Genomic DNA, 17,312 nt, shown 5'->3' with positions numbered 1-17,312 from the left:
GCTTGCTGACGATGGCCACCCCGTTCCTGAGTTCTGAAGAGTACGATGAACGTGCGCATCAGCTGTACAATGACGGCCAGTATGATGACGCGCTGACAGTACTTCGAGAGGGACTCGCGCTCTATCCGAATTCGGTGGAGCTGCATGTTGGGGTGGGGTACGCGCAGCTCGCGCGCGAAGAGTACGCGTGGGCGCGCCAATCCTTCGAGCAGGCAGCCGTGCTCGAGCCCGAGCACGAAGACGCGCTCGCCGGACTCGGTGAGACTTTGCTCAAGCTCGGCCAGGACGATTCGGCGATGCGATGTTTCCGCCGAACCCTCGAGCTTGGCTACGCAGATGATCTCGATCTGATGCTGCAGATCGGACGTTCCCTCTTCCGCGAAGCATCCGTTCGCGACAGCAAGATGATGTTCGAGGCGGCCAAGGAATTCTTCGAGACGGCCGTCCAGCAGGCTTCGGATTCCGCCGAAGGCATCGCGTGCATCGGCTACTCGCAGCATCGGCTCGGCGACGACGAAGGCGCGATCGCGTCGCTCCGTCGTTCGCTGCAGATCGATGGCGACCACACCGAGGCGCGCATCTACCTCGCCAACGTCCTGTACGACCAAGGCGAGAACGAAGCGGCCCTCTATCACTTCGAGCGGACCAAGCCCGAAGACCATTGGGACGAGCTGGGAATCTGGCGGCTGATGGAGCTCAAGCGATCGTTGTATCGCCTCGGCGACAACGATCCCGAGCTCAAGCCGTGGGAAGACCGCTTGGCCGAGTTGGCCGGTGACCTCGACGACGTCGACACGCTTCTCATGGAGCTCGACACGCCGGGCCCCGCCGACGGCTCGCCGGCGCCGGAATCGCCGCGCGGTCAGCTCGAGTTGTTCGGAACGCTGCTCAGCTCCCTCGCCGAACAGCGGCAGGGGCTCGAGCATCAGGTGATCGCACCCGACGGCAGCCGTTTTGCTGGATCGTGGGACGACATCGTCCGTCGCTTGCGCGACGAGACCGGCAATCCCACGGACTCCGTGAGAGAATTCATGGACGTCGTATCCAAACACGGCTTCCGCCAAACCGGCGTGCGCATTCCGACGAACGACGCGGAGAGCTTCATCCGCGGCAGCGCCATAGCGGGGCTGCTCCGAATCGTTCGGTGACCACGGCGGCGCAGCGTAGCGCCCACGCCGCGCTCGACGCGGCGAGACCCGCCGTCGCTCGTCTCGACTCGATCCGCGGTCCGGAAGACACCGCCGCGGACCTGATCGACATCTGGACGGCGGTCGAGTCGTCGTTGCGCGCGCTCTCCGGCTCGAACGCGATGTCCGGCCAGGGGCTCATTCGCGAGGTCCGACAGCGGCAGCTCATCGATTTCGATCAGGCGAACGCGCTCGCCGAGCTGCAGGCAGTCCACGACCGTCTTCAGAGCACGAGCTACCGGCCGTCGGAGTCCGACATCGCCGCGGCACGCGCGGCGGTCTCGAAGCTCGATGGCGCGCTCGTGGATGCTACGTCGCCGGTGCCGAGCGCGACCGGACCGCGAGACCCGATGCTTCGCGAGGCGGCAACGACGCCTTTCACCGCGTCCCCCCCCCAGACGGCGGGGGCGCCGCCGCCGCTCGTAGCGCGGCGAAGACTCAACGTTCCGTCGTGGGCGATTCTCACGTCGGCCGTCGTCGTGCTGGCGATCCTCGCCGGCGGCGGATACTTCCTCTTCGGCCGACGCGGGAGCGATCCGCTCGAGGAAGGGATCGCCGCGTACCAGCGCGGACAGCGCGAGGTGGCAGCGAACGCGTTCAGTCGGGCGGAGCGCGAGAATCCGCGGTCGCCTCGCCCGCACATCTACTTGGCACGAATGGCGCGCGACGTCGGCAATTATTCGTTGGCGACGCAGGAGTTGAAGCTCGCCATCGAGGCCGATCCGAACAACGCGCTCGCCTTGCGAGAGATGGGTGCGAACCTGCTGATGCAGAACAACTACGAGCTGGCGCGAACCTTCTACGTACGCGCCGTGCAAGCCGATCCCAGCGACAAAACCGCGATGGGATATCTCGGGTGCACGCTGATGCGACTCGGCCGCACGACCGAGGCGACCGCGTTCATGAATCGCGCCGGGCAGGGGCCGTGGAGCAGCTGCACGCCCGCGCCCGCGCCGAAACAAATGGGCGACCCGGCGGGGCCGGCCGGACTCGTGAAGCCATAGTTTGACGACGAACGTCCAGTCTCCGTCGACGGCGATGCCTTCGACGTCGGTCGTGCGCACGCGACTGGCGAACGGGCTCACCGTGCTCGTACGCCGCGACCCGTCGGCGCCGGTCGTCGCCATCGTCACGTTCGTCCGCGCCGGATACTTCGACGAAACGGACGACGTCGTCGGCATCTCGCACGTGCTCGAGCACATGTACTTCAAGGGCACGCCGACGCGCGGCGTCGGTGAGATCGCCAAAGAGACGAAAGCCGCCGGCGGATATCTCAATGCCGGCACGATCTACGATCACACGAGCTACTACACCGTCCTTCCATCGTCGAGCCTCGAGGCCGGGCTCGACGTTCAGTCGGACGCGTACGCCCATTCGCTGATCGACAGCGACGAGCTGGCGCGCGAGCTCGAGGTGATCATCCAGGAAGCCAAGCGAAAAGCAGACAACCCGCCGGCGGTCGCGACGGAAACGTTGTACGAGCTCCTCCACGACCGGCACCGCATTCGACGCTGGCGCATCGGCCGCGAGCCCGGGCTGCGCGCGCTCCGCCAAAACGACGTCGTCGGCTTCTATCGAAACTTCTATCGCCCGGGCAACACGATTCTCGCGATCGTCGGCGACGTCGACCCCGACACCGTGCTCGCAGACGTGAGCCGACGTTATGGTTCGATCGCGGCCGGCGATCCCACGCGCGACGCGGGGCCGAGTGAGGACGGCGTGGGCGGGTTTCGCTACCGCGACCTGACCGGCGACATCACGCAGACGCAACTCGCGTTCGGGTGGCGAACGCCGGGCACGAATCACGCCGACACTCCCGCGCTCGAGTTGCTCGCCGCTGTGCTCGGTGCGGGACGCGCATCGAGACTCTATCGCGCGGTTCGCGAAAGGCGTCTTGCGTCGGCGGTGAGCGCCTACCATTACACGCCGACCGAGATCGGGGTGTTCGTCGTTCACGCCGAGTCCCCGCCGGCCGCCGCCGGCGACGCGGCGCGCGCGATTTGGGAGCAGATTCGCGTGGCGCGCGACGGTGAGATCGGCGATCACGAGCTCGAACGCGCAAAGCGAGTGTTCGAATCGCGTTGGATCCGCCGCCTCGAGGACATGGAAGGACAGGCCAGCCATCTCGCGGAGTGGGAAGCGCTGGGCGACTGGCGTATCGGCGACGACTACTTCGAGCGAGTGATGCTCGCGACGCGCGACGACGTGACGCGTGTCGCCAGAGATTATCTCCGGTCCGACCGCACGGGCGTCGTCGTCTACCGCCCGGTCGCGAGCGACTCATTGGCCGGGACGTCCGATGAAATGCTCGCGCTCCTCGATCGCGAGCCGCGTCCGGCACCGCTCACTCCCGCGCCGGTGTACACAGCGCGAGTGCTCGGTCCGGCTACGCCCGCCGAGTTCGTCGGAGAGACCGCTGGCGTCTTCGAGTATCGCTCGCCGGAAGGAATCCCGGTCCTCGTTCGCAGGAAGCCCGGCTCGCCGCTCGTGCACGCCGGTGCCTTCATGATCGGCGGTGTTCGTGACGAGGAGTCCGCGCTCGCCGGACTGACGACGCTGATGCTCCGCACGGCGCTCAAGGGAACGGCGTCGCGTAGCGCCGAGCAGATCGCGGAAGAGGGCGAGATGCTTGGCGGCAGCGTCTCCGGAGCGGCGAACCTCGACAGCTTCCGCTGGAGCATCTCGGTTCCGTCGCGCCACGCTGCGGCCGCCGTCGAGCTGCTGGCCGACGTGGTGCAGCATCCGACGTTCGGCGCCGAGGTGCTGGAGACGGAACGCGCCATCGCGCTGGCCGACGTCGCGGCGCTGCGCGACGACATGTACCGCTTTCCGATGCGTCTCGCGACGGAGGCCGCCTTCGTGGGCCATCCGTACGGATTGCCCGGCGGCGGCACCGACGACTCGTTGCATCGCATCACCGGCGACGAGGTGCGTGACTGGCACGCCAAGCGTGCACTCTCGAGTCCGTGCGTCATCGCGCTCGTCGGGGACGCGGATCCGGCGTACCTCGCCGAGTTGGCGGCGCGCGCGTTCGGCGACCTGCGTCGCGCGCCGGTGACGCCGATCCCCTCGCCATCCTGGCCCGCTTCGACGGCCACGGCGGTCGAGACGCGCGAACGCGCGCAGACGGCGATGGCGCTCCTCTTTTCCGGTCCGTCGCGATCGGATTCGTCGCGCTACGCCGCCGCGATGATTTCACTGGTCGCGAGCGGCCTCGGCGGACGCTTCTTCGAAGAGCTGCGCGACAAGCGCTCGCTCTGCTACACGGTGAACGCGTTCGTCGCCGAACGCGCCCTGGCCGGGGCGTTCGGCGCGTACATCGCGACGTCGCCCGAGCAGGAGGACGCGGCGCGCGACGGTCTTCTTGCCGAATTCGCGCGCCTGCGCGACGAGCCGGTCTCGGAGCCCGAACTACGACGCGCGCAAAAGTACGCCGTCGGGCTACACGCGATTCGACAACAGAGCGGCGCGGCCGTGTTGGCGGACGCGGTCGACGCGTATCTCTTCGGAACGCTGGCCGAGCTGGATGAGTACGAATCGCGCATTCGCGCCGTGACGCCGGCGGCCATGCAGGGCGTGGCCGTCGAGCACTTCGATCCGTCGCGGCGGGTGGAAGGAATTGTGCGGGGGACGGGGAAGAAAGTCTGAGTCGGGGGGCCGAGGGCAGGGGTCCGGTCTCCCAGTCTCCCGTCCACCTATCTCACCGACTCTCTCAGCCCCGATAGCGCCCGCATGACGGTACCAGTGGCCATCCGATAGCGCCCATCGGGTGTGCGAAGTCCTCGCGCTTGCAAATAATCGCTCGCTTCGTACACGATGGTTCCCTTGACGGCGGGATGGTCGGTGCCCCACGCCAGCACCTGCCAAATAGCGTCGGACTGACTGCGCTCGCCGTAGGCGAGCGGGTAGCCGCCGGTGGCGAAGATCCACATGTCTTTCGTCGTCGGCGTCGCGCGCATCCAGCGATCGGCGGTGCGCGTGTCGGTCTGAATGCCGCCGCCAACGTAGGGCGATGGGAAGAACGAGAATCCGACGATGTCGATCGGCGAGTGCGCCCGCGCTGCCCACGCAAAGAGCACGCTGTCGCCGTGGCGATAGTCGGACGCGGCGACTCCGATGCGAACCTTCGGATCGACGGCCTTGGCCGCGCGAACCGCGTCGATCAAGTACGACTCCCAGCGCGCGGGCTGGAGCGAGCCCACCGCCTGCGCGCCGGAGCCGTAGGGATCTTCGGCCGGCAGCAGAATGTCCGGATGAAGCCGAGCGACGACGCGGCGGACCGTGAGCAGCCGCTCGCCTTCGTCGAGCGGCTTCGTCTGGATCTCGGGGACGAGAATGCGCGGATAGCCGATCGCGACGATGATCGTCGTGCTGTCGCGGCGCCAAGGATCGATCACGCGCGCGAGTGAATCCAGCGAGCCACGGCTGATGCCCGGACGGACGACCACTTCGACAGCGTCCACTTCCATCGTGTCGGCGAGCGCCGAGTCGGCGCGGATCGCGGCGGCCGGCGGGCCGCCGGAAAGGTCGGGAAAAATTTTGAGCCCAATGGCGAAGTCGCCGTTCGGCCGTTCGCGCAGCGGATCGCGCGAATGAGCGGCGTACGTCTGCAAATGCACGACCGCGCGCGGAAGACCGACGACGACGATCACGCCCACCCACGCCAGCGCGTACACCGAAACGATCGCGCGAAAGGGCGCCGTGAACTTGTACAGCGCCGGGAACGCCGGCGAAATGATCGGCACGTTCAAATAGAGCGGCGAAGCCAACACGCTGGCGCTCCCGCCGGCGAGCACCATCGCCAGACTCTGCGCGCCGAGGAGCGCGACGAATGGCTGCGCCGACGTGTGGCCGTGCGCCACCATGTAGCGGACGATGCCGATGCCGGCGATGACCACGTTGTACGTGGCGATCGGCAATCCCAACGCGAACAGAAATCGCGGCAGGCCGAATCCGGCGACGTGCGGCGTCGCGGATTCACGAATCAACTCGCCGGGGACGAGGCCGCGGACCAGCGCGTACACCGACTGAACGGCGTAGAGCACGAGAACCGCCGGCCAAAGCCAGTCCATCGTGGAGACCGCGCGATTCGTCAGCACCGTGGACGTCGCGAGGTACAAAACGAGCGCGGGCACGATCACGAGCGCCGCGAATCCGCACATGATCTGCAACGGCCGCTCGGCCTGATCGTTTTGCGCGATCCGGCCGGCGAGCACGATGTTCCAGATGAGGATGATGCCCGTGAACGCGAGATGCGCCGGGGCCAGGAAGTTTCTCATCCGCGGCTGCGCACCCCGGTTGTGACCTCGAGCTGGTCTACGCGCCGCACGGTGGGGGTGGGGGCTGTTGCGGTCCGCCTCGGCCCGCTCCCCCGCCGCCTCCACCGGCCGCGCCCCCGGCGCCACGTCCAGCCGCGGCCGCACCGTTCGCCGGACGCGGCGCGTTCGGCGTCGGCATCGACGCGGCCATCGAACGAGCGCCGCCGGGTCCGATCGCACGAACCGCGGCCCATTCGTCGTCGAGCTGACGTCGAAGGGTGCAATGCGTGATGTTCCCGAGGGGAATCACCTTTGACCACGTCGGCTCGATCGTGAGCCGAACGAGGAGCTCGTACCCGGTAGCGCCCGGCGACGGGTCCCAACTCAACGTCCACGCCTGACCTCCCGACGCTCCCTCCGCGACGTTCCGTCCCTGTCGGGACGCGCGCGCGTTTGCCGGGGTCGCCGGCGCCATGGCGAGCGATGCGACCGTCATCGCGTTCACGCGCGCGACGTTCGCCACGTAACCGAAGTTGACGTGCGCGAAGTCGTCCGTCGGGAGATGCTGGCGGTTGTAGTTCTCGACGCGTTCGGTGAATCGCAGGCCGGGATCGCCGAGCATGACGTAGGGCTCGTGGTCGCCGCCGCGCCCGATACGATCGAGACGCCATACGGGAAGCACTTCGAAGTTCGGCAAGTACACGCGATCCAATCCCCACGCGTAGCGCGCCAGCTCGCGACTCGACGAGTTGTCGGGGTCGGCACCGAAGATTCGCATGCTCGTCGAATCGGTGTAGCCGTCCTCGGCGACGACGTTGCCGACGATGTCGTCGGTCATTCCCGCGACGACCTTGTAGCCCTTCTCGTGCAGCCATTCGGCGAGCTGCCGCGATCCATTCAGCCCCTGTTCCTCCGAGGCCACGGTCACGAAGATGATCGACGCGTCGAGCCCCTTGGGAAATCGCATCGAGAAGACGCGGGCCAGCTCGATCACCGCCGAGCTGCCGGAACCGTCGTCGTCGGCGCCGGGCGCGGTCGAGGTCGAGTCGTTCGTGCCGTTGGGAATGCCGCAGACGCACGAGTCGTAGTGTCCGCTCATCACGACGACGCGGGTCGTGTCGCGACCGGGGAGCCAGGCCAGCACGTTGACGATGTTCGCCTGGAGTGGATTCGCACGCCCGACCATCTGGACCTTCTCGTTGTATTCGACGCGCAGGCAACCGCCGCACGCCTGCGAATACCGCTGGAACTCGGAGTAGATCCAGCGGCGCGCGGCGCCGATGCCGTGCGTCGGCGAGGTCGTGTCGGAGAAGGTGTTGCGCGTGCCGAACGAGACGAGCGTCGAATCGATGCGGCGGATGTTTTTCGGATCGACCGCGGCGAGCGCCGCCGACACGTCGGGGACGCCGGAGAGACCGATGCGCTGGTCGATCGTGGCTATCGGGCCCGAGGAGGGGCTGACGGTGGCGACCTTCGCCACCGTCGTCGGCGCGCTACACGCGGTTGCCACAATTCCGGCAGCCGCCGCGAGAGCGCAACTAACGTTTCTCAATGCGTTCACGGTCGCTTTCGAGGGAGAATCGGCGAAGCTATGGAGGCCGTTTCACGCTGGCAAGCGCCGCTCGACACGCGCGCCGGTCGAGTGAGGGCATGCGGCCGCGACGGCGCCGTTAGGTTTGGGCCATGATATCCCGAGAGAGGCTCCGAGCTCTCCCGAACATCATCTCATCGTCGCGCGTCCTGCTCGCCGCGGGCTTCGCCGTCGTCACCGACGTCGACAAGCGGCTCGGACTCGTCGGGCTCGCCGCGGCGACGGACGTGCTCGACGGCTGGCTCGCGCGCCGCGCGAAGTGGACGACTCGTCTCGGCGCGCTGATCGATCCGTTGGCCGACCGTATTTTCGCGCTCGTCGCGGTAATCACCTTTCTCGATTCGGGCGCGCTTTCGATTCGCGGGTGCCTGGTGATGCTGTCGCGCGACATCATGACCGCGATCGGATTCATCGTGGCGCGCGTCGTCACCTGGCTGCGTCCGGTCCACCTGCGCGCGCGGCGCGCCGGCAAGCTGGTCACGGTGCTCCAGTTCATCGCGTTCGTTGTCTTGCTGCTCGAGCCGCAGCGCGTTCTGCCGCTGCTCTGGCTCGTTGGCCTCGCGTCGGCCTACTCGGTGTTGGACTACACGTTCGCCTTGTGGCACGCGCGCGCTCGCTAGCGATTCTCATCGGCGTCGCGGTTCCCGCCGCCCTGGCGGCGCAGCAGACGCCGCTGGTCTACCCCGAGCTTCGCGCCGACGCCATCGTCGCAAGCGGAACGACGGTGCAGGGAGGCGCGGGCGTCGTTTTTCCGGCCGGCGTATACGTGCGAGTCGGCCTCGACGGCGGAGTCGGAACGACATGGCGCGATGCGTCCTCCTTCACGACCGGACGCATCGACCTCGTCGCGCGATTCCTGCTCGACCCACTCCGCGAGACCGGACTCGCGTTCTCGGCGGGAGGCGGCTTGAGTGCGCCGATCGAGCACGACGGGTTCAGAACGCCTTACCTGACGATCGTCGTGGACGTCGAGGGCCGGCGACGCGGCGGGTTTACGCCGGCGCTCGAAGTCGGGCTGGGTGGCGGCGCGCGAGTGGGAATCGTGCTGCGACGCTCGCCGCCTCGCTGGCGGTAAAGGCCCTCAGCGGCGAGCGAAAACGCCCCCGAACCTCGGGGGCGTCGTCTATCAGCTATGTCTAGGCGGCTGCGGTGTCGTCGCGCTTCTTGGGCGGCTGGGAGAACCGCTCACCCAACTTGCGCAGCTCGTCGATCTGGCTCGTGCCGAGCTCGGGATATCGGTCGGCCATGTAGGCCATCGTCTCGGTGAACCAGTCGCTCTGATCCTCGGGCGCCGATCCCACTACGCCGCAACGCATGATGTGCTGGAACAACTCGTCGCGCGCTTCCTCGAACGGCGTCGGTGTCGCGAGGCGCGTCGACCTCACCGCTCCATTTCTCTGTTTGGCCATGTACCTGGGTTGGGGTGTGAGAGACTTGGAAAGGCTAAAGCTAATCGAGTCAGTTCTGCTACGTGCGCCACTGAGCAATCGTTGCGCCGCGCTTTCGCGCGTTCAGCGACTGCGCGGGCGAGTCTGGCGCGCGCCGTCGGCCGGCGGTGCAATCAATCGGCCCGGGCAATCGTTCCCGCGGCGCCGACGAACTCCAAGATCATGTTGGCCAAGGTCTCCGGCGCCTCTTCGGGGACGAGGCGGCCCGTGCCGGGGAGACGCACGAGGCGGCTTCCGGGGATCGTGTCCGCGAGCCGGTCGGCCATCTTCGGACTGAGGAAACGATCCTGGTCGCCCCAGACGATCAGGGTCGGGCAATCGAGCTGTCCGAGCTCGACGTCCAGCATGTCTTCGCCGTCCACGGCCCGTGCCAGCGACAGGAGGTGATTGAGGCCCTCCTGACCGACGTACGGCGCCATGTACCGGGCCACGAGATGGTCGGGCATCTTGTCCGGGGCGGCAACGCTGCGCTCGAGCAGTTCGCGAACGAGCGGTGCCGCGCCGAGGAGTCCGCGGGACACACGGATGGCGAACCGCGCCGTGTTTCGCTGCAACATTTTGACGTCGTCCGCCGGGACTTCGTCGAACGCGATCGGATTGACGAGGACGAGGCGCTCAACGCGCTCCGGGCGGCTATAAGCGAGATGCATCGCCACCGCGCCGCCGAGGTCGACGCCGACGATGGTGGCTTTGGTGAGCCGGAGCGCGGTGAGCGCATGGTCGAGATAGTCGGACTGTGAGGCGATGCCGAACTGCGCGTCGAACGGACGATCGGATTCACCGTAGCCGAAGAGGTCGACCGCGAAGGCGGTGCGATTCGCCGATGCCAGCTCGGGCCCGACCTCGCGCCAGAGGAAGGAGCACGTGCCGAAGCCGTGCACCAAGAGGATCGGCGAGCCGCCGTGACCGTATCGCTCCACGTGCATGGAGCCTGGACCGACTGGAATTCGGAGAAGATCAGCGTCCATGCGGAACGGGCGTTCTCGAGAGGCTGGGCTCGCGCTCGGGCAGACGACACCTCACCGCGTAGAATGGTAACGCTTTCGTGCGCTTCGATCGTCAGAAGGTCAAACCGCGTGCGAGGATCGCGGCCGCGACGGTGTGTCGTTCTACCATTCGTGTCTGCGCGGTGGCATCTTTCGCTACAGACGGAGCTTTTCTTCAGGCGGATGCATGTCGGAGCAGGAACAGACCTACGACGAAGGGCGGGCGCGAAATCTCGAGGCGCTCTTGCGGGCGTTGGCTGAGCGCATCCGCGAGCTTGACCGCCAGGGCCGTTTGCTCGAAGACGCGGGCGAGCTCATGCGACTCATCGGCGACGTGCGCAGCGAGCTCTTTCACTATGAAGTACGCATCACGTACGACACGCCAGAGATCGCCGAACACCGGCGCATCGTGCGCGACGCACAGGAGACGGATCAGAGCACATGGCAAGCAAGCGAGTGGACCCCACCCCCTCCGCCCCCGCCGGACGAGGACGAAAACAAGGAGCCGTAAAGGCCTCCAAACAGTCGACGAGCAATCGCGCGTTCTATTTGCTCGTCGCCGTGATCGCCATCGGTGGCGTCGCGTGGCTGACGTACCAGTCGACTCGCGCAAACGACGTCGTCGCCGCGAGCCCCGTCGATACGACGTTGCCCAAGGTCCAGTCGGAGGGGTACGTCATGGGCAGCTCCACGGCGCGGCTCGAGGTGACGGAGTTCGGCGACTTCGAGTGTCCGGCGTGTGGCCACTTCTCGACGATCACCGAGCCGGACATCCGCAAGAAATTCGTGAACACCGGCCTCGTTCGCTGGCGGTTCATCGACTTTCCACTGTCCGTCCACCGGAATACGTGGCAGGCGTCTCGCGCCGCCGCATGCGCCGACGAGCAGGGCCGCTTTTGGGATTTCCACGACTACCTGTATCAGACGCAGGATCAGTGGAACGGTGAGGTGACCGACAATCCCGACAAGTTCATGAAACAGGCGGGCCGGCAGCTTGGTCTGGATGCGTCGAAGTTCGATCAGTGCATCGACTCGAAGAAATACCAGGCGAAAATTCAGGCGCACTTGGCGCTCGGCGACGCCCGCAAGGTCAACTCGACGCCGACGTTTGTCATCGGGTCGAGCCTGATCGACCGAGTGCCCACGTACGACCAGATGGCGAAAGTGATCAACACGGAGTTGGCGAAGGCACCGGCCGCGCCGCCGCCCGCCGGCGACACCGCCAAGTCGGTTCCGCTTCCGTCCGCGAAAAAGCCTGGATGACGCGACGTCAGTGGATGGTCGTGATCAGCCTCGCCGGGCTGTTCCTGGGCATCTACCTCTCGCTGTACCACTACGGGGTCGTCGGCACGCTCGCCTGCAACGTTGGTTCGTGCGAGCGGGTGCAAACGAGCAAGTGGTCGTCGCTGCTCGGATTGCCCGTCGCGGCCTGGGGCGCGGGCTTTTACGCGCTGATGCTCGTTCTGGCCATCATGGGAATGCGCCCCGCACACGAGAATTCGCGCCTTCTCGCCGGCTGGATGCTGGTACTCTCCGTGTGGGGCGTGATCTTCACGCTGTGGCTCACGTCCCTCGAGGCGTTCGTCATCCACGCCTGGTGCGAATGGTGCCTCGGCTCCGCCGGCCTCGTCGCGCTGCTGTGCGGGGTGTGCATCGTCGAATGGCGCGCCGTGCGCGACGCGACCGACGCGGCGGCGTAGCCATCCAACTGTAACTGCTCACCGCAGGGGACGCAGAGGTCCGCAGAGGAAAGCCGATCGCTCTAATCCCCCGCAAAGAGTCAGCTTGTTTGTGGGACGCCGTGGCACCCTGTTGGCGCGTCCCGCCCAAGTGTCTCATCGCGGCACGCGCGCAGATTCCGACAAAAAATCGGCTCTTGGCGCGAGGGAATTTGTGTTTCCTCTGCGGACCTCTGCGTTCTCCGCGGGCTCTGCGGTGACGCAGTTTTGTCAGGGCGGAGCGAGACTACGCGCGCTTGATCGTCCGCTGTTGAGGCGCCCGGCCTTGAGACGCGTCGTTGAGGCGGAGGCGGGGGCGTTCTTCGGCTTCGTCGGCCGACTCGAGCGCGCGGCGGCGGTAGGGGACGAGATCCTGCCCGAGGATCACCAGCGTGCGTGTCGCGACCGTGCTCGCGAGCGGTTCCGGAATCGCCATCTCGCGGATATAGCTGTCGATCGCCCGGTCGAAGGTCATATCCTCGGCCAGCGTATCCACGAACATCAGCGCGTTGTCGACGTGCGTACGAATGATCGCCTCTTCGGCGCGCGCCTGCGCCAAACCCAGCCGGCGTTCAGCCGCGGGCTCGAGCTTATGCCGGAATATCCGGTCCGGAAACAGGTTCCGTATGAAGGCGAACATATGCGTTGAATCTAAGCCCAAGACGATCGGCAGCGGATTCAGCCACAAGGTGTATCGGATTCATGCACCGAGTTCAGCTTTCTTGCGCCTCGTATTGGTCCCTGAGTGCCGCGACCACATTCGGATCGGCGAGCGTCGTCGTGTCACCCAGGGCCTGTCCTGTAGCGATATCTCGCAATAAACGGCGCATAATCTTGCCCGATCGCGTCTTCGGGAGGTCCGCCGAAAAGAGGATGTCATCCGGCTTGGCAATCGCGCCAATTTTCTCGGCGACAAAGTTTCTTAGCTCGTCGCGCAGATTGGGACTTTGATGGAACCCCTCGCGAAGCGTCACGAACGCCGCGAGCGCCTGCCCCTTGAGCTCGTGTGGGCGGCCGACGACAGCGGCCTCGGCGACGGCGGGGTGTTCGACGAGCGCCGATTCGACTTCCATTGTTCCGATGCGATGTCCCGCGACATTCAACACATCGTCGACGCGGCCCAGAATCCAGTAGTAGCCGTCTTCATCGCGCTTGGCGCCGTCGCCGGGGAAATAAAGGTCGGGCCGCCCGGGCCACTTCGAGAAGTATGTCTGCACGTAACGCTCGTCGTCGCCCCAGATCGTGCGGAGCATCGAGGGCCACGGCTGGGTGAGAGCGAGCAGTCCGCCGCCGACATCGATCTCGTGCGCCTTCGCGCTGAGGAGCGCGGCGCTGTAGCCGGGAAGCGGGATCGTCGCGCTGCCGGGCTTCGTCTCGGTGACGCCGGGCAGGGGAGAGATGACGATCGCGCCGGTCTCGGTCTGCCACCACGTGTCGACGATGGGGCAACGTCCCGCGCCGATCTTCTCGTGGTACCACATCCACGCCTCGGGATTGATCGGCTCGCCGACCGAACCGAGCAGTCGGAGCCGAGAGAGGTCGTGACCCTCGGGCCACTGGTCGCCCCACTTCATGAAGGCGCGAATCGCCGTCGGGGCGGTGTAGAAGATCGTGACACCGAGCCGCTCACAGATGCCCCAGAAGCGGTCCTTCTCGGGCCAATCCGGGGCGCCTTCGTACATCACACACGTCGCGCCGTTCGAGAGCGGTCCATAGACGAGATACGAGTGCCCGGTGACCCAGCCCACATCAGCCGTGCACCAGAAGACGTCGTCTTCCTTGAGGTCGAAGACGAGCTTCGTGGTCGTCGTCACGCCGACGAGATATCCGCCGGTCGTGTGGACGATTCCCTTCGGTTTTCCCGTGGTGCCCGACGTGTAGAGGATGTAGAGCACGTCCTCGGCGTCCATGCGTTCGGGCTCGCAGTGCACGGGCGCGTCGCGCATCACCGAGTGCCACCAGTGGTCGCGGCCGTCCTTCATGTGCGCGAAGGCGTCGTCGTCGGTCGATCCGCGGCGCCGCGCGACGACGACGACGTTCTCGATGCTCGGACAGTCCTCGAGCGCTTTGTCGGCGTTCCGCTTGAGTGGCACGAGCCCGCCCCGTCGATAGCCGCCGTCGGCGGTGATCAACAGCTTGGCCTTCGCGTCGTTGATGCGATCGCGAAGCGACTCGGGGGAGAATCCGCCGAACACGACAGAGTGAATGGCGCCGACGCGCGTGCAGGCGAGCATCGCGATGGCGACCTCGGGAACGAGCGGCATGTAGATGGCGACACGGTCGCCCTTCGTCACGCCGAAATGTTTGAGCACGTTCGCGAACTTCTGGACTTCGACGTAGAGATCCCAATAGGTGAGCGTGCGGCGGTCGCCTGGCTCGCCCTCCCAGATCAGCGCCGCCTTGTTGCGTCGCGCCCCGGCGATGTGGCGATCGACGCAGTTCACCGAGATGTTGAGCTTTCCCCCGACGAACCACTTGGCGTGGGGCGGTTTCCAGTCGCAGACCGTCGTCCATTTCTCGAACCATTCCAGCTCACCGGCCTGCTCCGCCCAGAAATCCTCGGACGCCTGGTCGTAGAGGTGGTTGTCGGAAACGAGCGCGTCGCGGCGAAAGTCCGCCGGAGGCGCGAATTTGCGATTCTCGTGGAGGAGTGCGTCGATCTCGATGGTGTCGGTCTTCTGCATGGTCTGCCCGAATCTCCGATGGCAAGCAAGACGAGAATCGTGATAATACGGACGCCCGGCGCGGCGGGTAAGCGGAGCGAACTTGTCTTATCTTAGGGCATGCTCTCACCCTCCGGCTCGCTTGTCGTCGAGACGGCCGCGCTGCGCCGCGACTTCGGTCGCCGACGCGCGGTCGACGCCATCGACCTGACGTTGGCCGCGGGCGAGAGCTTGGCGCTCTTCGGCCCGAATGGGGCGGGGAAGACGACGCTCCTCAAGCTGATCGCGGGGCTGCTTGCGCCGACGAACGGCACCGTGCGGGTGCTCGGCCACGCGTTGCGCGCCGACCCGGCGTCGCGCGCGTCGATCGGGCTCATCTCGCATCAGAGCATGCTCTATCGCGCGTTGACCGCGCTGGAGAACGTGGAGTTCGCGGCGAAGCTGTATGGACTGAAGTCGCCGCGCGACGCGGCGATGGCCGCACTCGAGCGAATGCGAGTCTCCGATCGCGCGCGAACGCCGGTGCGCGCGCTGAGCCGCGGCCTTCAGCAGCGGGTCGCGATCGCGCGGTCGATCGTCCATCAGCCGGCGCTTTTGCTGCTCGACGAGCCGTACACGGGTCTCGACGCCTCCGGCGCGGCCGCGCTCACGGACATGCTCGCGACGCTCCGCGCGTCGAACGCGGCGCTCGTTCTCGTCACGCACAACGTGGACGAAGGGCTCGCGCTGGCGTCGCGGGCCGCGATCATGCTCGACGGGCGCTTCGTCCGCGAGGACGACGCGTCGGAGATCGACCCCGTGACGTATCGCGCCGCCTACCGCGACCTCGTCGTGAACGCGGCGTCGTCGGTTGTCGAATGGTCCGCGCCCGCGACCGCATGAGCGTCCGCACTCCGCCGGGGACCCTCGGCGCGGCGCTGCTCATCGCTCGCAAGGATCTGGCGATCGAGTTCCGCAGCCGTACGGCATTCCTCTCGTCGTTGGTGTTCGCCGTTCTGGCCCTCTCGATCTTCTACTTCACGTGGGACGAATCGATCGTCACGCCTCAGGATCGCGCGCCCGGCGTGCTCTGGGTCGTGCTGGCGTTTTCGGCGCTGCTGGGGCTTCAACGCGCGTTTTCGCTCGAGGAACACGAGCGCGGGATCGACGCGCTGCTGATCGCGCCGATCGCCCGCGAATCCGTGTACCTCGGAAAGGCCGTCGGGAACTTGCTCTTTCTGTGCGCGATTCAAGCGGTCGCGATTCCGGCGCTTGCGGTGTTCTACAATCTTCGATTCAACGGTCAGTTGGCCGTGGTCGCGGGCATCGTACTGCTGGCAATGGTGGGCATCGTCGCCGTCGGAACGCTCTTCAGCGCCATGGCGGTCAATACCCGACTGGCCGAGTTGCTGCTGCCGATGCTGAGCTTGCCGTTCTTCGTACCGATCTTGATGGATGCCGCGCAGGCGACGACGCGGGTGATGGCCGGACGCCCCCTGTCCGAAGCGTGGCCGTGGCTCCGGCTCTTGATCGCGTTCGACTTGGTGTTCATCGTGGCTTGCACGATCGCCTTCCCGTATACGCTCGAAGAATGACGACTTCCCCCATGACTCTTCCAGCCGATGCGCGCGTCGCGCCGGACGCCGCGCCGAAACGAATCTTCGGCTGGCTATTCGCCGTCGCGATCCTCGCCGTGATGGGCGCGTATGTTCGCGCCATCTACTTCACGCCCATCGAGGCGCAGCAAGGCGCGGTGCAGAAGATCTACTATCTGCACGTTCCGGCCTGGATCGCTTGCTACCTCGCCTACGGCCTCGTCGCCATCGGCTCGGTCATCAACCTCTGGCTGCACGACGAGCGCGCCGATCGCCTGGCTGCGAGCGCGGCGGAAGTCGGGATCCTGTTCAACACGGTCGGCCTTACCGTCGGGCCGGTGTGGGCCAAGCCGATCTGGGGCACCTGGTGGACGTGGGACGCGCGCCTCACGTCGACGCTGTTTCTCTGGTTCATCTTCGCCGCGTATCTCGTGCTCCGGGGGGCGATCGAGTCGCCGGCGATGCGCGCGCGATTCTCCGCCGTGCTGGCCATCCTCGGCGTGTTGCTGATTCCGTTCATCCATCTCAGCGTCTACCTGTTCCGCACGCTCCATCCCATGCCGATCATGCTCCAGCCGCAGGCGCTGGTGAATCCGCCGCTTTCGCCGGAAATGGAAACGACGTTCCTCGTGTCGTCGCTCGCGTTCCTGCTGCTCTGCGTCGCGCTCGTCGTCTCACGCTACCGGCTCGCCACGCTGCGCGCCGCCGCTGACGACGCCGAAGGAGTCGGCCAATGACCACCCCCGAGACCACGAGCTGGTATCACGCGGCGTACGCGTGGGTGAGCGCGGTCTATCTCGCGTACTTCGCGAGCCTGGCGGTTCGCGCGCGGAACGCACGTCGGCGCCTCGAGCGCGCCGGTCGCGGCGCGCGCGGTTGAGCGGACC

Annotated in this window: 18 protein-coding genes; 12 read left to right on the top strand and 6 right to left on the bottom strand. The window is 66.5% G+C overall.

Features of this window, described 5'->3' with window-relative positions; genetic code table 11:
- Positions 1-11 precede the first annotated feature (11 nt).
- The 3 genes from VGQ44_10580 to VGQ44_10570 are packed head-to-tail and all read left to right on the top strand — an operon-like array spanning position 12 to position 4,835.
- On the top strand, positions 12-1,148 hold the full coding sequence (locus VGQ44_10580; protein ID HEV8447260.1) for a tetratricopeptide repeat protein: 1,137 nt from the start codon (positions 12-14) through the stop codon (positions 1,146-1,148).
- The gene (locus VGQ44_10575; GenBank protein HEV8447259.1) at positions 1,145-2,191 is read left to right on the top strand and encodes a tetratricopeptide repeat protein; all 1,047 of its coding nucleotides are present in this window, start codon (positions 1,145-1,147) and stop codon (positions 2,189-2,191) included. The genes VGQ44_10580 and VGQ44_10575 overlap by 4 nt, the downstream gene beginning before the upstream one ends.
- A gap of 34 nt (positions 2,192-2,225) precedes the next feature.
- A complete protein-coding gene (locus VGQ44_10570; GenBank protein ID HEV8447258.1) occupies positions 2,226-4,835 on the top strand; it encodes a pitrilysin family protein in 2,610 nt (869 codons plus the stop codon).
- A 47-nt stretch (positions 4,836-4,882) separates the two neighbouring features.
- Here VGQ44_10570 and VGQ44_10565 read toward each other — a convergent pair whose 3' ends face one another.
- Together VGQ44_10565 and VGQ44_10560 are read right to left on the bottom strand one after the other, a co-directional pair.
- Positions 4,883-6,466: a hypothetical protein gene (locus VGQ44_10565; GenBank protein HEV8447257.1), complete on the bottom strand. Its 1,584-nt coding sequence runs from the start codon at positions 6,464-6,466 to the stop codon at positions 4,883-4,885.
- Positions 6,467-6,503: 37 nt separating this feature from the next.
- On the bottom strand, positions 6,504-7,925 hold the full coding sequence (locus VGQ44_10560; protein ID HEV8447256.1) for a M28 family peptidase: 1,422 nt from the start codon (positions 7,923-7,925) through the stop codon (positions 6,504-6,506).
- Between the two features lie 203 nt (positions 7,926-8,128).
- Between VGQ44_10560 and VGQ44_10555 the strand changes: the two genes are divergently transcribed.
- The gene (locus tag VGQ44_10555; GenBank protein ID HEV8447255.1) at positions 8,129-8,656 is read left to right on the top strand and encodes a CDP-alcohol phosphatidyltransferase family protein; all 528 of its coding nucleotides are present in this window, start codon (positions 8,129-8,131) and stop codon (positions 8,654-8,656) included.
- Complete coding sequence (locus VGQ44_10550; GenBank protein HEV8447254.1) at positions 8,635-9,111, top strand: hypothetical protein; 477 nt, start codon at positions 8,635-8,637, stop codon at positions 9,109-9,111. The genes VGQ44_10555 and VGQ44_10550 overlap by 22 nt, the downstream gene beginning before the upstream one ends.
- 61 nt (positions 9,112-9,172) lie before the next feature.
- Here the strand turns inward: VGQ44_10550 and VGQ44_10545 are convergent, their stop codons facing one another.
- Positions 9,173-9,421, bottom strand: a complete 249-nt coding sequence (locus VGQ44_10545) for a hypothetical protein (protein ID HEV8447253.1) — start codon at positions 9,419-9,421, stop codon at positions 9,173-9,175.
- 176 nt (positions 9,422-9,597) lie between these two features.
- Positions 9,598-10,452, bottom strand: a complete 855-nt coding sequence (locus tag VGQ44_10540) for an alpha/beta hydrolase (protein ID HEV8447252.1) — start codon at positions 10,450-10,452, stop codon at positions 9,598-9,600.
- A gap of 205 nt (positions 10,453-10,657) precedes the next feature.
- On the opposite strand from VGQ44_10540, the gene VGQ44_10535 reads away from it, so the two are divergent.
- The 3 genes from VGQ44_10535 to VGQ44_10525 are packed head-to-tail and all read left to right on the top strand — an operon-like array spanning position 10,658 to position 12,170.
- Positions 10,658-10,981: a hypothetical protein gene (locus tag VGQ44_10535; protein HEV8447251.1), complete on the top strand. Its 324-nt coding sequence runs from the start codon at positions 10,658-10,660 to the stop codon at positions 10,979-10,981.
- Positions 10,927-11,733: a thioredoxin domain-containing protein gene (locus VGQ44_10530; protein HEV8447250.1), complete on the top strand. Its 807-nt coding sequence runs from the start codon at positions 10,927-10,929 to the stop codon at positions 11,731-11,733. The genes VGQ44_10535 and VGQ44_10530 overlap by 55 nt, the downstream gene beginning before the upstream one ends.
- Complete coding sequence (locus VGQ44_10525) at positions 11,730-12,170, top strand: vitamin K epoxide reductase family protein (protein ID HEV8447249.1); 441 nt, start codon at positions 11,730-11,732, stop codon at positions 12,168-12,170. The genes VGQ44_10530 and VGQ44_10525 overlap by 4 nt, the downstream gene beginning before the upstream one ends.
- 265 nt (positions 12,171-12,435) lie before the next feature.
- Here the strand turns inward: VGQ44_10525 and VGQ44_10520 are convergent, their stop codons facing one another.
- Positions 12,436-12,828: a hypothetical protein gene (locus VGQ44_10520; GenBank protein HEV8447248.1), complete on the bottom strand. Its 393-nt coding sequence runs from the start codon at positions 12,826-12,828 to the stop codon at positions 12,436-12,438.
- Positions 12,829-12,901: 73 nt separating this feature from the next.
- A complete protein-coding gene (acs, locus tag VGQ44_10515) occupies positions 12,902-14,872 on the bottom strand; it encodes an acetate--CoA ligase (protein HEV8447247.1) in 1,971 nt (656 codons plus the stop codon).
- 99 nt (positions 14,873-14,971) lie between these two features.
- Here acs and ccmA point away from each other — a divergent pair, with 99 nt between their 5' ends.
- From ccmA to VGQ44_10495, 4 genes are read left to right on the top strand one after another with little or no spacing between them, the layout of a single operon-like run.
- On the top strand, positions 14,972-15,733 hold the full coding sequence (ccmA, locus tag VGQ44_10510; GenBank protein ID HEV8447246.1) for a heme ABC exporter ATP-binding protein CcmA: 762 nt from the start codon (positions 14,972-14,974) through the stop codon (positions 15,731-15,733).
- On the top strand, positions 15,730-16,425 hold the full coding sequence (locus VGQ44_10505) for a heme exporter protein CcmB (protein HEV8447245.1): 696 nt from the start codon (positions 15,730-15,732) through the stop codon (positions 16,423-16,425). The genes ccmA and VGQ44_10505 overlap by 4 nt, the downstream gene beginning before the upstream one ends.
- Positions 16,422-17,162 (top strand): cytochrome c biogenesis protein CcsA, encoded by a 741-nt coding sequence (gene ccsA, locus VGQ44_10500; protein ID HEV8447244.1) that lies wholly within the window; start codon positions 16,422-16,424, stop codon positions 17,160-17,162. Before VGQ44_10505 ends, ccsA begins: the two co-directional genes overlap by 4 nt.
- A complete protein-coding gene (locus VGQ44_10495) occupies positions 17,159-17,305 on the top strand; it encodes a hypothetical protein (protein ID HEV8447243.1) in 147 nt (48 codons plus the stop codon). The genes ccsA and VGQ44_10495 overlap by 4 nt, the downstream gene beginning before the upstream one ends.
- Positions 17,306-17,312 lie beyond the last annotated feature (7 nt).

This window comes from Gemmatimonadaceae bacterium, assembly GCA_036003045.1.
Taxonomy (GTDB): Bacteria; Gemmatimonadota; Gemmatimonadetes; order Gemmatimonadales; family Gemmatimonadaceae; genus JAQBQB01.
The sequence above is the reverse complement of the archived record's forward strand: the minus strand, read 5'-3'. Positions and strand labels throughout refer to the sequence as shown.

What these genes read in the sequence shown, in the direction of transcription:
- VGQ44_10520 (HEV8447248.1), bottom strand. Translation starts at nt 12,828, where the DNA reads ATGTTCGCCTTCATACGGAACCTGTTTCCGGACCGGATATTCCGGCAT.
- acs (HEV8447247.1), bottom strand. Translation starts at nt 14,872, where the DNA reads ATGCAGAAGACCGACACCATCGAGATCGACGCACTCCTCCACGAGAAT.
- VGQ44_10540 (HEV8447252.1), bottom strand. Translation starts at nt 10,452, where the DNA reads ATGGACGCTGATCTTCTCCGAATTCCAGTCGGTCCAGGCTCCATGCAC.
- ccsA (HEV8447244.1), top strand. Translation starts at nt 16,422, where the DNA reads ATGACGACTTCCCCCATGACTCTTCCAGCCGATGCGCGCGTCGCGCCG.
- VGQ44_10535 (HEV8447251.1), top strand. Translation starts at nt 10,658, where the DNA reads ATGTCGGAGCAGGAACAGACCTACGACGAAGGGCGGGCGCGAAATCTC.
- VGQ44_10505 (HEV8447245.1), top strand. Translation starts at nt 15,730, where the DNA reads ATGAGCGTCCGCACTCCGCCGGGGACCCTCGGCGCGGCGCTGCTCATC.
- VGQ44_10565 (HEV8447257.1), bottom strand. Translation starts at nt 6,466, where the DNA reads ATGAGAAACTTCCTGGCCCCGGCGCATCTCGCGTTCACGGGCATCATC.
- VGQ44_10525 (HEV8447249.1), top strand. Translation starts at nt 11,730, where the DNA reads ATGACGCGACGTCAGTGGATGGTCGTGATCAGCCTCGCCGGGCTGTTC.
- VGQ44_10570 (HEV8447258.1), top strand. Translation starts at nt 2,226, where the DNA reads ATGCCTTCGACGTCGGTCGTGCGCACGCGACTGGCGAACGGGCTCACC.
- ccmA (HEV8447246.1), top strand. Translation starts at nt 14,972, where the DNA reads ATGCTCTCACCCTCCGGCTCGCTTGTCGTCGAGACGGCCGCGCTGCGC.
- VGQ44_10495 (HEV8447243.1), top strand. Translation starts at nt 17,159, where the DNA reads ATGACCACCCCCGAGACCACGAGCTGGTATCACGCGGCGTACGCGTGG.
- VGQ44_10580 (HEV8447260.1), top strand. Translation starts at nt 12, where the DNA reads ATGGCCACCCCGTTCCTGAGTTCTGAAGAGTACGATGAACGTGCGCAT.
- VGQ44_10555 (HEV8447255.1), top strand. Translation starts at nt 8,129, where the DNA reads ATGATATCCCGAGAGAGGCTCCGAGCTCTCCCGAACATCATCTCATCG.